A 13,909-nucleotide genomic window follows, 5' to 3' on the forward strand; every position below is an offset into this window, starting at 1 on the left:
GCTGCAGTAATCAGGCCTACTCCTTTGATCTTTAGCATCTCTTCCAAGCCTGGTATTTGGCTTGCTATTTCCTCCACCAGGCTCATGGTCCTTTCGTACTGCTGCATATACATCTCATAGCTCTCCAGCAGAATCATCAGGTCATTTTCCGCTGCCCTGATGCCTTCTCTAACCCCCACAGAGGTTCTGGCTGCCTCCAGCAAGCCTAGTGCTCGCTTACTGCCTACTGCTCTAATTTTGTCTTGTTTCCAGCGGCCAACAATACCATCTATGCCTTTTGCTATTATCTTCGCCGGTGTGGGAAAATCCCGTAACACTATCAGCGCTGCCTTGCCTTCCCAGTCTCCAAACACTTGGCTAAACTCCGGAAAGTATATGCTTAGCCATCGTTTTACCCGGTTGCGGATTGTGTTCAAATGCTTTACAATCTGCCAGCGTGTTTCCATGGCTGTCCTTAGTTCATTGTATATCCCTTCCGGAATGTACGGCTCCATGTACCTGCCATCTTTGACCAGCATGGCTATGGTTTTGGGGTCCTTTCGGTCATTCTTGGTCGGATTGTTATCATCCAGTTCCTTGCTCCTTTTAACGTGAAACGGATTCACCAGCACTATCTTCATGCTCTGATCCTTAAGTTGCTGAGCGAAGTTAAACCAGTAATGACCTGTCGGCTCCATGCCTACCATGACCTTATTTTTGTTGTTTTTTTCTCCGATAGCCCTGACCCAGGCTGCAAACTGTTTGAAGCCTTCGAAATCATTGCTGAATTTGAGTAACTTCCCAATTTCCAAACCCCGGTTATCGAAGGCTCGGGCATAGTGAGTCTCGCTCGCTATGTCTACTCCGACAATCAAAGTTTCATTTGTTACTTGCAAAATCTTTGCATTCTGGTTATACTTCATGTCAAGTACCTCCTGTAGTTTTGGATTTGTGCTTTCGTGGTTGTTTGCACATCCCAATTCTACCGTGAGGTGCTCATTTTTTCAAAGTTCATTTTTGTTTATTACAGGAATGCTCCATATAAAGTTTCAAAATTGTTCATCTATAATAAAATTTTTTCTCTTTGTCAGGGAATTTCTTCATCTTCATATCACTTTCCATCCTTTCTATGCATATATTGAAGCAAGAGATTTCTTGAAAGGGAGGTGTAAAAAATTGCAAATCCATGTAATCAGTCCCGGCGACAGCCTATGGAGAATTTCCCAATTATACAACGTTCCCGTAGACCTATTGGTTCGTGCAAACCAGATTCCCAGCCCCAATCGCCTTGTAGTAGGTCAATCCCTTGTCATTCCTATTTGGGGCAGGTATCATTGGGTACGGCCCGGTGAAAGCTTGTATGGCATCAGCCGCCAATACAATGTTCCTATTGCTGAAATTATCAGGATTAATCAAATTGCCGATCCAAGTCAGATTCCTGCAGGATTGCGACTGTATTTGCCCCCGGCACCCCGTCCTACAGTGGATATAGCCGCATATATCGATCCCAGAATTACGGGGGAAGCCTCTCCACAAATAGTAGACAGTGTAGGAGAAAATCTTACTTTTCTTAATATTTTCAGCTACGCCGTCAACCGGGACGGAACATTGACACCCGTCATAGACCAACCCTCTATCCAAGCCGCCTATGGCAATCGGGTAGCTCCATTGATGGTGCTGACAAATTTTGAAGCAGGCACCTTCAGTACAGAGCTGGCCACCACATTGTTTACCAATGAAGCCTTACAAGACAAAGTTTTAGATGCAGCCATTCAAATCATGGAAGAAAAAGGCTACCTAGGCTTAGATTTTGACTTTGAATATCTGGGCCCTCAAAACCGTGAAAGGTATAATCAATTTTTAAGAAAAGCCAGAACCAAGCTAAAGGAAAAAGGCTATTTTATTTCCTCCGCCTTGGCCCCAAAGCTGTCGGAAAGCCAAGTGGGCGTCCTCTATGAGGGACATGATTACCGTGCCCATGGCCAGATTGTAGATTTTATCTTTTTTATGACCTATGAATGGGGATGGTCCGGCGGCCCCCCCATGGCTGTATCTCCTATTGACCAAGTGCGCAAAGTCATGGAATACGCCCTCTCTGTAGTTCCCAGAAATAAGATCATGATGGGTATTCCATTGTACGGCTATGATTGGACCCTTCCCTATGTGCCCGGTGGCAGGTGGGCCAGATCGATTAGCCCTCAACAGGCCATTGCGCTGGCTGCCAGATACGGTGCAGTCATTCAATATGATCCTGTAGCTCAAGCACCTCATTTCAATTATTTCGATGAACAAGGCAGAGAGCATAAAGTCTGGTTTGAAGATGCCAGGAGTATCCAGGCAAAGTTTCAACTGGTCAAAGAATTGGGCATTCGAGGTTTCTTCTACTGGGTATTAGGCCACGATTTTCCCCAGAACTGGCTTCTTATCCAGGACAATTTTATTGTTCGAAAAAGAGTCAGATAAAAGAGTCCTTCTCAGAGGAGAAGGACTCTTTTATCTGGATTCTTGCACTTTCCTTTTTATTTCAGCAATTCCCAAAATCAATAGGGGCAAAGCCACTTGAAAAGGGAAGGCATAGTAGGGCCATATCCGGGTGCTCCATTGCCTTGATTCTAAAATGTTTCCGTGAATAATATACGCAAAATTCAGCATGGAAAGTCCCAAAGGCGATACGAAAAATCGATAATCGGCAAATTGAAAAATCTTTGCCAGCCCTTTTGCTGCCGCCAACAGGCATATGCTGAGTTTCACAAAGGCGGCCGTATAGGTTGAAATAATGGAAATAAGCTCCAGACGATGTATAAGGCCTGCAATGTTAATTTTGGTCACGGCAGTATGGGAGGGAAAAAATGAAGCGGCATGGATATCAGGCCCCAGCACAAGCATTTCCGTCAAACTTACGCTAAAGGTCAATAATCCCCCAAAGAAAAGACCCATAAGATATATCCTATAGGGTGATTTTTTTTCTTTTACAGAAGACAAAACCATCATAAATACAACCGTTTCAGCAAAGGGAAAAGCAAAAGCATCCACAGCCCCCCGAATTACAGGTGCTAAACCATCATAAAGCACGGGCCGGATATTGCTCAACTCCATTTGAGGGATCAGCATCAATATGGTTACAATAGGCATGGGTATATTCAACATGAGAAATAGCTTGGCCCATCTGCCCAACACCTCAAGTCCTTCCTTCACCCCCCAGATGGCAAGCAATGCAATCAATATCATAGGAACTAATCTTGGCGTTTCAGGCAGTGATACGGTAATCAAAAAATCTCCATAGCCCATGATGACAAGGGCCCCCATATGAAAGGCAAACCATATAAATAGCAGACTCACCCCCCTGCCAAGGAATTTCCCTAACAGAAGTTCCAAAATATCAAAAAGATCCTTCCCGTGATATAAAGATAGAATCCTAGAATAAATGGACACGATAAAACAAGCGCCAAGGATTGCTGCTAAAATAGCCAGCCAAATATCCCTTCCTGCTGCTGTGGCTGTAGGCCAGGCTGTGGATGTTCCTGCTACAAAGAGAATTACTAATGCAATCCCCTGCTTGTCTGCAATCATTTCTTTATCCATGCTCTTTTCCTCTCCCTTGCCCTATTTTCTTTTTCTTCATTCCTGCATCAATCAAGATGCGTATGGGCATGGCACCTAGTGTGTGGGAAATAAATTCCCTATCCATCATAATTTTTTCCAGCACCTTTTCCTTGGCGATTTTTTATTTCCCCCGCAACCAGGAGGATGGCAGGCAGAATTACCTGAAAGAAAAATGCATAATAAGGCCATACTTGAAAGGCCCAATCAAACATCTCCATGGTACTGTCATAAATCCAATGGGACAAATTCAACATCAGTAGGGCAACGGGAGAAGCAACGATTCGATAATCCTCATAGTTGCATACTCTTGCAATCCCGTAGCAAGCGCTGAAAAGACAAATACTGACTTTAATAAATCCTCCCCCCAGAAAAGCAATGGCAGGAATAATCTCCAGCCTTTGAATAAAATTTCGAATATTGATCCTTCTGACAGTACTATGGGCAGGAAAAAGTATGGTAGTATATTCTCCTTCTCCCAACACCAATATCTCTGTAAAAGCCGTTGCCCACACAATAGCGGCACCCAATAACAGCCCCCAGAGATATACTCGATAGATGGAATTTTTTCTTTGCAAAACACTAAAAACCCCAGCAAATACAACCGTTTCTGCAAAAGGGAAGGAAAACACCGCCAGTGCCCCTTTGCCTATGGGTTTGAAACCTTTTTGTAGGAAGGGCTGAATATTTCGCCAATCCATTTTGGGAACCAATAATCCAATTGTTAAGAATATCAATATCAGCAATACGATCAATCCTAATTCTCCCCATCTTCCCAATACTTCTATGCCGCTTTTTACAGCCCAGAGGCATAGCAGAACCAAACCGGTCATGGGGATGATCTTGGGGGTCTCTGGGAGGGATATGGTATTGATAAACTCTCCAAAATTTCTGATAACCAAGGCACCCAGATGAAAGGCAAACCATATATAGAGCAAGCCAATTCCTTTTCCCAGCATCCTGCCCAAAACCCACTCTGATATGTAAAATAAATCTTTGCCTGGAGAAAGGGCCAACAATCTGCTATACATCAGGACCACGGGACATGCAAAGGCCGCCGCCACTAGAATTGCCAGCCAGGAATCTTTTCCTGCCTCTGCCCCCGTTCCGAGGACAAGGGTACTCCCCATAATGAATAAAATGACCAAACTGATCCCTTGTTTGTCGGATATCACCTCTTTTGTCAATATCAGCACCTCCTTTTTTGGTATCCGTCCTCACCGGCTGATTTTTATGGGCTTCCCCATAAGAGCACTGCCCCGTATCTTTAGAGTAACCTGTACATTGACAGGCAGCTTCTTGAAAGTTTCGTGCCAATTCGGTTCTATCTCCCGCCATACCTTTGGCATTTCATCTTGAATGACTGTACTAAATTTAAATACATCTGCGGCAAATTCCCGCTGTACTTTGCCGATGACATTTTTGATTTCCTTTTCTATCCTTGCTTCCCCGTCTTTTTTTAAGTGCATCATTTTTTTCTCGTCCATATAATCGGTAGTCCCCCCGATTTCCTCGATATTTACCGTCGTTTCCACATGGATCTTCATGGTCACTTGATTGCCTGCGTAGACAGCCTTTGTGTCTGTCTTGCTCTCAAATATTTCTAAAGTCACTTCCTCTGCCTTCCCTCCATCTTTCACAGGAACAACAAATACACCTCCCTTTAGTTCATCCAAAATCCATAACAAACTTCTCGTTTCTGTTTCATCAAGGGTTCCCACCAGTTTGTCCCCTTCAAATACAGCGGTACCCCCTACCTTTGGTATTTCTTTTTCCCCTGATCTATCCAGTTTGATCAATGGCAAGGTAGACGCCGGTCCTTGGGCATACATACTTTGTATAAATTTCCAGGCGGGCATCCTGCGATACTTTGAAATGCTGCTTTCAGCCTTAATAACATCTTCTATGTGAAATCCAGCCAATCCATGGAGTTTATGCCTGCCCAATCTGAGTATATCGGAAGCATTATCTTCCTCCGCCACAAAAATGAGCATATCATCCCTGACCTCTGCATCTCGAAAAAGAATATCGAGAATTGGCAACAGGCTTCTTTCTGCAACTTCCCTGCTGACAATAAAGATCTCCGTGTGTCCCCAATACAATCTTCTGCCACTGCGGAGAATTAAGTTCCTGAAACAATCAAACACCGATTCTCCTGTACTGTAGAGCAATCCTCCGCTGTCATGGCTCCCCATATGTTGAGGATTAAACACCTCCACTGTTACAAAATATTTGTCATTTCCGCCATCATAATCTATTGCAGCTGCCGTTACCAGCTGCATCTCATTAATCTCTCTGTAATTCCAGCATCCCGTGAAAAATAAGCAGTAAAGGATCAAAAAAATAAAGATACTTCTTTTCATTTTTTTCTACCGCTGCTTTCCCATAATAGCAATAACTATATTTTCAATAGGTTTTGCCGGACTGGGAATATCTACCCCTAAACTTAGGAGGATGCTGGTAACAAAAGCAATTCCATAGAGAACACCATAGAGCACCAGCTCTTTTTTTTGTTTCTTTCCCATCAAGGGCATAATTTCTATGATACCTATGATAAGATAAAATAGAATCACTAAGATCACCATGACCTAATCCTCCACCCGAATGGATTTTGATCGCAGTGCACTTCCTCGAATGTCTAATTCCACATTTACCTCTGTCCTGAGCCGGGGAAAAAGCGTATCCCAGTGGGGCTGAAGTTTTTCCCATTGTTTCGGTTCCTCTCTTTGAATAGTGGCTCCAAATCCGAAGATGTCACTTTGATAGTCCTTTTGTACTTTTTGAATTACCGATTGGATCTCTCTTTCCATTTTTCTTTCTGCTTGACGCTTAAATTTCATCCGGTTTTCTTCGCTAAATATATCGATTTCTGTATCTATTTCCGCAATATTGACTGTAGTTTTGATGTCTATCTTTATTATTGGTATATCATTCTCCAGCACCGGTTGAACCTTGGTCTTGCTCTGGAAGACTTCCAGGGTTGCCCGGATGGGCATTTGATTCCACTGATCCTGAATCACCATCACGCCCCCTTCCAGTTGATCAATTACAAACAAATAGGCTCTGGTTTCCATAGGATTTAACCAGCCCACTAGTTTGCTCCCTTGAAAAACAGCCGTTCCTGTCAATTCACTTTTGATCTGTCCTTTATTCCTCCTTAACTCCACCGTAGGCAGTGTAGGAGATATTCCTTCATTGGCTAGATCATCCACAAACTTGTATAAGGGGACACTGGGATACTTAGAAATATTTTTTCTGTTTCGCAGCATATCCTCCAAGTATAACCCCACCACTTTGTATAGTTTTTCGTCTGTTTTCATGAATATTTCTTTGGCCGTTTTCTCTTTTGAATACAAAAGCCAAATATCATCCCGTACCTCATGATCTCTTTTAAACCAATCCAGCACACTGATGAACTTATCTTCATGGGAAACCAAGGTTTCACCGATGATAAGTACCTTGGCATGGCTCCAAAACATTCTTTTCCCTATTCTTCCTATGCTATTTCTGACGGCGTCAAAGAAATTCTTCCCATTGGAGGTGATAACCTCCGAATCTACCATCATTTCATCCTTTCTTTGCATAGGGCTGGCAATTTCCGCAGACATAACAATCTCATCTTTTTCCTCGTCATAGTCAACGGCTACAGCTATGACAACGGCCTTCTCACTAATTTCCTTGTAATTCCAGCATCCCCCTAAAAATAAGCTACTGATGCAAATGATACAAAAGAAAGAAACATCTTTTCTGTACCTCATCTTCTTACCTCTTCTCCATAGGGATGTATTTTTTCATCCTGGCTGGATTTTTTCTTCCAATCAGCTTTGGTCTGTAGCGCATATACCACCAAGGAGCCCGGATGGCAGTATCCTTCAGATCCTGGGGGTCGAAAGAACTAAACTCTGTCATATAGGGGATGCCAAAGGAGCGCATGGACATCAGATGAATAAATAAGCCAATCACACCGAAAATATAGCCGTAAAGACCTAGAAAGGCCGACAGCAATAAAAAAATTGTCCTGACTACAATCAATGCACCGATTAGCTTCGGCATTAAGAAATTTGATATTCCTGTAAGAGCAGCCACAATGACAATCGGTGCACTTACCAGACGGGCCTCTACCGCCGCCTGTCCCAAAATCAAAGCCCCTACAAAGCTGATAGTAGAACCATAAGGTGTGGGTAATCTGACGCCTCCCTCCCTCAAGATTTCAAAGGCAAGGAGCATCAGGATGGCTTCCACAATGGTGGGAAAAGGAACCCCTTCCCGTGCAGCCGAGATGCTTAAAAGTAGCGGCGTCGGAATCATTTCCTGATGGAAAGTCGTCAAAGCAACATAGATTGCCGGTACACTCGTAGACAAGAAAAAGGCCAAATATCGCAGCAAGCGGTTGATGGAAGCATAGATATAGCTTTCATAATAGTCTTCACTGGATTGAAAATATTCCAAAAATAAATGGGGAAGAACAATGACGGAGGGTGTTCCATCACATAAAACAGCAATTCTGCCTTCCAATAAATTTCCTACCACTACATCGGGCCTTTCTGTATAGCCAATGGTCCGAAAGGGTGAAAAAGGAGAATCCATAATAAATTCTTCAATATAGTTAGAACCCAGTATACCGTCTATCTCAATGCCATTGATCCTATTTTCCAGCTCCGCCAATATCTTTGGATTTACCAATCCTTCTATATAGCAAATACATATTCTTGTTTTGGTTCTGATTCCCAATTCTTTCAATTTAAATTTCAGGTCGGCACTGCGGACTCTTCGACGGATTAAGGATATATTCACCAGAAGAGTCTCCACAAATCCTTCCCTAGGGCCTTTAATAATGACCTCAGATTCCGGCGATTCTACAGCTCTACCCTGCCAACCCTTTGTGTTGATGATGAGTGCCTCCGCTACGCCATCAACCAATAAAACCGTATCTCCATACAGAATAGCTCCTACCAGCATATCGATATCTCCAGTCTTTTTTACTTCATCGATTTGGATCACTCTCTCCACTAACTGCTCCAATGTAGGATGCTTGCTGAACTTTTCTCCATTACAATTCATCATTGGTCCAAGAATGTTTTCATTGATTCTTTCTGCATCGACCATTCCATCTTCATAGATCACTATGCATTTTTTCTCCAAAGAACCAATTTCAAAGCTTCTAAAAATAATGGTGTCATCATGACAAAATATTTCCTGAAACAGTGCTGCATTCCCTTGTAAAGATTTCATTAATTTCAATTCCTTATTCCTATTTCCCTTTTCCTCTTTCCCTTCGTCAAACATCTTGTTCTTTTGCCTTCTTCTAAACATAACAACATCCTTTATTATTTGTTGTGGTCACCACGTCATATCTGTTTGAATGCAATCATTTTATTTGCTGGTATCTACTAGTATGAATCATTCTATGTTTTTTATTCTTGGAGAATCAAAAAAGAGAATCCCTGCTGCTTACTGGGGATTCTCTTTGAAAGACATGGGCTATAAAAGCAATATACCGGCTTCCTCGCAGGCTTGCACCATTTCCTGTGGCCATACGGAGGCCTGTACTTCTCCAATGTGGGCCTTTTGTAGAAAAAACATACAGATCCTCGACTGACCTATTCCTCCCCCGATGGTATAGGGAAGCTTTCCTTCCAGCAACAACCGGTGAAAGGTGAATTCTTTCCGGTCTTCACATGCTGCTAGCTTTAATTGCCTCTGGAGGGCTCCTTCATCAACACGGATTCCCATAGAAGACAGCTCAAAAGCCATTTCCAGAACAGGATACCAGAAGATGATATCGCCATTTAATGTCCAATCATCATAATCAGGGGCTCTCCCGTCATGCTTGATTCCTGATTTTAACTCATGTCCGATCTGCATGATAAATACAGCGCCTTTTTCCCTGGCAATGGCATCCTCCCTTTCCTTTGGTGTAAGCAGGGGATACCTATCCTCCAATTCCTGGGTGGTAATAAAACTAATTTCTTCCGGCAGGAATTTTTTGAAGACAGGATATAGTTTTGTCACATAATCTTCTGTCTCCTTGAACACGTTGTAAATCTTGCCCACAATAGTTTTTAAAGTATCCACCGTTCTTTCTTCCTTATGGAGCACTCGCTCCCAATCCCATTGGTCCACATAGATGGAATGGAGGTTATCCAGTTCCTCATCCCTGCGGATGGCATTCATATCGGTATATAATCCTTCCCCTGTTTGGAAGCCATACCGATACAGCGCCATGCGTTTCCACTTTGCAAGGGAATGAACAATTTCCACCTCTTTTCCCCCTATGCCTTTCACATCAAAGACCACAGGACGTTCTACACCGTTTAAATTGTCATTGGTCCCTGATTCCGGCTGAACAAATAAAGGAGCAGATACTCTGGTAAGATTTAATTTTTTTGACAAAGCCGTTTCAAAGAAGTCCTTTAATTGTTTGATCGCAATCTCTGTTTCTCTTATTCCTAAGATAGGTTTATAGGCTTTCGGTATAATCAATGCTTTCTCCAAGCTTTTCATCATTCATTCCTCCTAGAATAATTTTCTCAGTTTTGCAAAATTCTCCATGGCCATGGAATTTGTTGCAACTGAATAGATAGGCAAAATATATAAAAAAAAGAGCCCTTCATCCCTACAAAGGGACGAAAGGCTTTGCTTCCGCGGTACCACCCTCATTAGCACAAAGGCTCACTTGTATCAGTACGGAAGTACGTGACATACTGCGATACTGTCCAAAGGATAACGGTTTGGCTCCGTCTAAGCCTACTTTCCTACCAGATTTCGGTTAGCAACTCCGAGATGTTCTTCAATATAGGCTTCGTATTGGTCTCCCACTATCACCAACTCGCTGAAACTACATCCTACATCTACTCTTCTCTTCCTCGTCTTTATCTTGAATATTTATGCTATTTTAAACGATTATAAAACATACTTTTCTTACTGTCAATAGCCGCCTGCATATTTATTATTTTTTATATATAATCTACATTTCCTGTATAAATATAATGCATCTTTTTTTCGCCGAACTTCACCTTATTTCCCCTATAGGAAAAAAATCTGCCCACATAAAGCAAGATTGATACACACAAAATACAAATAATTGTCCATAACAGCCATTTCTTCATACCCATTCCCCTCCCGACCAACCTTGGATAATTCATTATATGCCGTTGAAATATCCTTCTAGTACAATGGACTGCAGGATAAAGCAGATGGCCAACCATAAGATCCAAAATCAATACAACCATCATCTTCTCTTCATATTTTCCATACCCTTTATCCATTTTCCCATCATACATGACTTCTCTTTCCTGCATCCTTTACATAATCCTTTCTTTTTTTAACTTATCCACATAATTCTACTCATGTGGATAAGTTTTGTTGATAAGTTTGTTTTCCTAAAAAACCGTTATTTGGACCATTGGCTATTCGCCCTATGATCTTGTCCACAGATGCTCCCCATAAAATAAAAGCAACCTATGGATAAGTATGTGGATAATTTTTCTTCCTTCAATTCTTTGATTTGACCGGTTTTTCAGTATTATTAAAATATTTATTCACAATTTATCCACAGTTTATTTATGTCTTTCTACTTCAAATCACTGAAGGTCATCTCTTTCATGGGATGAAATGCCCGTTTTTTTTTTGCAAAACAACCCTGAGCTGTTCTTATATTTTCCAAATTCGACAGCAGCAAGCCTGATCTTCTTCCACTGGTTACAATTACACCATATTTTTTCGCATCGCACTGATCTATAGAATTTTCTTCCACTTTGCCATTCCATAGAATCGTCGGATAGGGGTTAAATATGACGCCAATATTCTTCCTATCTTCATTCCTCCTTGGTTTTTCCCATATGTTCTCTCGCAAAATTTCTATCCTTCTACTTCATGAAAATACCTCAAAATCCCTATATAGATACTCCACGCCACCTTTTCCTGATATTTTGGCTCCTGCAGTAGCCGCTCCTCCATAGGATTCGATAAAAAACCGCACTCTACCAATACTAAAGGTATGCTACTTTCTTGCATGAGATATACATCGCTCTTTAACTTTGATTTCCTTGTATTTCCATTGTTCAAGACACGGATCAGTTCCTCTTGAATAAATTCCGCCAACATCTTGCTCTTTTCAGAATTTTGTGGATAGAAAGTCTGAGCACCATAATACTGGGGCTGAGGAAAACTGTTGAGATGGATAGAAACAAAAATATCGGCATCGCTTTCATCCATGATTTTCTTCCTGTTTTTTAAATCCTCATTTTTTTTATCTCGAATCCTTCCTGAATCCGAATATAGCCCTATATCTGCATCTCTGGTAAGAATTACTAAAGCGCCGCTCTGTTCTAAAAGCTTTCTCAACCTCAATGCAATTTCTAAGTTCACATGGCTTTCCAGTATGCCACTTTTTCCAACGGCACCGCCATCAATGCCTCCATGCCCGGCATCCACAACGATTACCTTATTGGTCGTAGGCAGTGTAGAAGTTTCCAATATATCATGATACCAGTGATACAAAATACCGACGCTTATCATGAGAAAGATCCATACCAAAAACCATTTTTTTCGGGCCATCACCATTCCCATCGAAACCGTCCCCTCCTTTTTTCCTATTTATTCATATTCAATAGAAAAAAATATATGAGAGGAGAAAAAGCAAAAACAACAGGATTCTTTATCTCCCGTTGTCCAATGGTTCCTTCAAATACTTTTCCCATGCCCCATCTAATTCATCTACAGAGATTCCCAGGACCTTTGGCACTACTTGGTGAAATCTTTTCACAGATATCCTATCTACCTCGGCACCTGTTCCTTCTTGATAATCGTATTGCCCCAACACTTCTACAATTTTTTTCACCGCATTCAGTCCATAGGTTTCAATCATAAATTTTACAATCATTCCGGACCCATCATAATAATTTGAAATTTCCTCTTCCCTTTCCATTGCTTCCAAATTCAATTTTTCAAGTTGCTCAATATTCATCCAGTGATCCCTATAGCTATTGACATAATATGTTTTGGTACTATATATCTCCGGTTGATTTTCAAAATTGCTGAAATACATGGCCAATCCTTCCGCAAACCAATAGGGCAGATTATTATTTGACTTTTTGATAGTCAGCTTATGGATCAATTCATGTTCAAGAATTTCCCTATATTGTTGGGCATCTTCAAATTCTGTAGTTTTAATAGATTCCGGATATTCATACCATCCTGCAAACTGCCAGCCAAAGGACAACTTCACCGATTGGCGCAACATCTCCTTGTCTTTATACAACTTGATAACTGTAATTCCCTCCACAGCCTCCCCGTATCTTTCCTTTACGTTCTCATAGGCCTCCTCACATACAGTGCGGATTTTTTTCGCATACTTTTTGGAAGAATCAAAATATTTGATTTCAAAATGCTCTGTATAGATACTATTAAATTTTAAATCTCCATCCTTCCAGCTTCCCCTTTCCTTCATAACTACCAAGGGATACCTCATTTGATAGTTCTTGTTTTGAAAGTGGTAGTTTTGAATGATATCCACATAGGCTACCTGCTGATCAACGATTTCAATTTTTTCCACTGCTAAGGTATACCCTTGAATATCATTGTTTTTTATGTCCCGCATCCAGCTTTTCTTTTCCGCCACATACTCAGGACTTTTCCATGACAAAGTACTTACATATTCGTCCACTTTTTTTTCATTGACCAATTTTTCCTGGTACTTAATCAAATCAATGATTTCCCTTTTGGCTTTTTCTTCTTCCTTGCTGCAGCTTCCAGGCCACAACAATGTCATGCATAGCACCACGAAAAGAGAGCATTTCCATTTTCTCATAATCTTCTCCTTACCACGATATGTCAATTGCCCACCCCTTAGATTATCGCCTGCCTTTTTCCGCTACACATTTTATTCTTGAACCTTAATATATCCTTTTGCAATCAGTTTTTGCACATGTTCATCCACTTTTTCCTTAATATTGATTCCGTATTTTTCTTCCAAAACAAACATCATAGAAACAGCCACTTGGGCTACGTCCAACAATTCCTTGCTGATTCTCTCCACCACTTCTCGATCTTCCAAGTTTACTTTTTCCCCGTTTAATCCTCTGAATTTGCCAATAGCTTGGGCCAATTCTCCTGCTTCTTCCATGAGCTTTAAACAGGTTGATTCCAGCCCCGGTTGCAGATTATTCAACTTTGGTAAGCTAATTTGCTTGAATTCTGTATATCGATCCATTGCATATTCTCCTTTTTATTTGATTTTTATGTGATAAACTTTTTTTCTTATCTTATTATATTTAAATGTGTTATAAAAAAAATCCTTTTTATTTTTGATAAAGTTTTTTCTTCTTTT

14 protein-coding genes and 1 other annotated feature are annotated in these 13,909 nt (G+C 41.2%); of the genes, 1 reads left to right on the forward strand and 13 read right to left on the reverse strand.

What is annotated here, in order from left to right; all coding sequences use genetic code 11:
- A partial coding sequence (locus AN619_RS10280) for an IS110 family transposase (RefSeq protein ID WP_068556680.1) occupies positions 1-902 on the reverse strand: 902 nt, incomplete at its 3' end.
- A gap of 253 nt (positions 903-1,155) precedes the next feature.
- On the opposite strand from AN619_RS10280, the gene AN619_RS10285 reads away from it, so the two are divergent.
- On the forward strand, positions 1,156-2,442 hold the full coding sequence (locus tag AN619_RS10285; RefSeq protein ID WP_068556683.1) for a glycoside hydrolase family 18 protein: 1,287 nt from the start codon (positions 1,156-1,158) through the stop codon (positions 2,440-2,442).
- A 30-nt stretch (positions 2,443-2,472) separates the two neighbouring features.
- On the opposite strand, the gene AN619_RS10290 is transcribed toward AN619_RS10285, so the two are convergent.
- The 12 genes from AN619_RS10290 to AN619_RS10345 all read right to left on the reverse strand — a co-directional run bounded on the left by AN619_RS10290 (position 2,473) and on the right by AN619_RS10345 (position 13,792).
- A complete protein-coding gene (locus AN619_RS10290) occupies positions 2,473-3,561 on the reverse strand; it encodes a GerAB/ArcD/ProY family transporter (RefSeq protein WP_068556685.1) in 1,089 nt (362 codons plus the stop codon).
- A 98-nt stretch (positions 3,562-3,659) separates the two neighbouring features.
- On the reverse strand, positions 3,660-4,766 hold the full coding sequence (locus tag AN619_RS10295; protein WP_068556687.1) for a GerAB/ArcD/ProY family transporter: 1,107 nt from the start codon (positions 4,764-4,766) through the stop codon (positions 3,660-3,662).
- 30 nt (positions 4,767-4,796) lie between these two features.
- Positions 4,797-5,942, reverse strand: a complete 1,146-nt coding sequence (locus tag AN619_RS10300; RefSeq protein ID WP_083525086.1) for a Ger(x)C family spore germination protein — start codon at positions 5,940-5,942, stop codon at positions 4,797-4,799.
- A 6-nt stretch (positions 5,943-5,948) separates the two neighbouring features.
- Positions 5,949-6,164 (reverse strand): hypothetical protein, encoded by a 216-nt coding sequence (locus AN619_RS10305; protein WP_068556691.1) that lies wholly within the window; start codon positions 6,162-6,164, stop codon positions 5,949-5,951.
- A gap of 3 nt (positions 6,165-6,167) precedes the next feature.
- Positions 6,168-7,337, reverse strand: a complete 1,170-nt coding sequence (locus AN619_RS10310; RefSeq protein WP_068556693.1) for a Ger(x)C family spore germination protein — start codon at positions 7,335-7,337, stop codon at positions 6,168-6,170.
- A 4-nt stretch (positions 7,338-7,341) separates the two neighbouring features.
- Positions 7,342-8,892, reverse strand: a complete 1,551-nt coding sequence (locus AN619_RS10315; RefSeq protein WP_068556695.1) for a spore germination protein — start codon at positions 8,890-8,892, stop codon at positions 7,342-7,344.
- A gap of 168 nt (positions 8,893-9,060) precedes the next feature.
- On the reverse strand, positions 9,061-10,083 hold the full coding sequence (asnA, locus tag AN619_RS10320; protein ID WP_330382071.1) for an aspartate--ammonia ligase: 1,023 nt from the start codon (positions 10,081-10,083) through the stop codon (positions 9,061-9,063).
- 115 nt (positions 10,084-10,198) lie between these two features.
- Positions 10,199-10,455 (reverse strand) — a binding site (T-box leader).
- An 80-nt stretch (positions 10,456-10,535) separates the two neighbouring features.
- Entirely contained in the window at positions 10,536-10,880 is a 345-nt protein-coding gene (locus AN619_RS10325; RefSeq protein WP_068556699.1) for a hypothetical protein, read from the reverse strand.
- A 272-nt stretch (positions 10,881-11,152) separates the two neighbouring features.
- On the reverse strand, positions 11,153-11,434 hold the full coding sequence (locus AN619_RS10330; protein WP_068556700.1) for a hypothetical protein: 282 nt from the start codon (positions 11,432-11,434) through the stop codon (positions 11,153-11,155).
- A 5-nt stretch (positions 11,435-11,439) separates the two neighbouring features.
- Positions 11,440-12,150 carry an N-acetylmuramoyl-L-alanine amidase CwlD gene (cwlD, locus tag AN619_RS10335; RefSeq protein ID WP_068556702.1) on the reverse strand — a complete coding sequence of 237 codons (711 nt, stop codon included), beginning with the start codon at positions 12,148-12,150 and terminating at the stop codon, positions 11,440-11,442.
- Between the two features lie 88 nt (positions 12,151-12,238).
- Positions 12,239-13,390 (reverse strand): hypothetical protein, encoded by a 1,152-nt coding sequence (locus tag AN619_RS10340; RefSeq protein ID WP_068556704.1) that lies wholly within the window; start codon positions 13,388-13,390, stop codon positions 12,239-12,241.
- Positions 13,391-13,462: 72 nt separating this feature from the next.
- Positions 13,463-13,792 (reverse strand): MazG-like family protein, encoded by a 330-nt coding sequence (locus AN619_RS10345; protein ID WP_068556707.1) that lies wholly within the window; start codon positions 13,790-13,792, stop codon positions 13,463-13,465.
- Positions 13,793-13,909: the final 117 nt, after the last annotated feature.

This window comes from Thermotalea metallivorans (assembly GCF_001562415.1).
Classification (GTDB): domain Bacteria; phylum Bacillota; class Clostridia; order Peptostreptococcales; family Thermotaleaceae; genus Thermotalea; species Thermotalea metallivorans.

Excerpts from the sequence above, each read along its gene's own strand:
- AN619_RS10290 (WP_068556685.1), bottom strand. The coding sequence starts at position 3,561 with ATGGATAAAGAAATGATTGCAGACAAGCAGGGGATTGCATTAGTAATT.
- AN619_RS10300 (WP_083525086.1), bottom strand. The coding sequence starts at position 5,942 with ATGAAAAGAAGTATCTTTATTTTTTTGATCCTTTACTGCTTATTTTTC.
- AN619_RS10305 (WP_068556691.1), bottom strand. The coding sequence starts at position 6,164 with ATGGTGATCTTAGTGATTCTATTTTATCTTATCATAGGTATCATAGAA.
- AN619_RS10310 (WP_068556693.1), bottom strand. The coding sequence starts at position 7,337 with ATGAGGTACAGAAAAGATGTTTCTTTCTTTTGTATCATTTGCATCAGT.
- AN619_RS10315 (WP_068556695.1), bottom strand. The coding sequence starts at position 8,892 with ATGTTTAGAAGAAGGCAAAAGAACAAGATGTTTGACGAAGGGAAAGAG.
- asnA (WP_330382071.1), bottom strand. The coding sequence starts at position 10,083 with ATGAAAAGCTTGGAGAAAGCATTGATTATACCGAAAGCCTATAAACCT.
- AN619_RS10325 (WP_068556699.1), bottom strand. The coding sequence starts at position 10,880 with ATGCAGGAAAGAGAAGTCATGTATGATGGGAAAATGGATAAAGGGTAT.
- cwlD (WP_068556702.1), bottom strand. The coding sequence starts at position 12,150 with ATGGGAATGGTGATGGCCCGAAAAAAATGGTTTTTGGTATGGATCTTT.
- AN619_RS10340 (WP_068556704.1), bottom strand. The coding sequence starts at position 13,390 with ATGAGAAAATGGAAATGCTCTCTTTTCGTGGTGCTATGCATGACATTG.
- AN619_RS10345 (WP_068556707.1), bottom strand. The coding sequence starts at position 13,792 with ATGGATCGATATACAGAATTCAAGCAAATTAGCTTACCAAAGTTGAAT.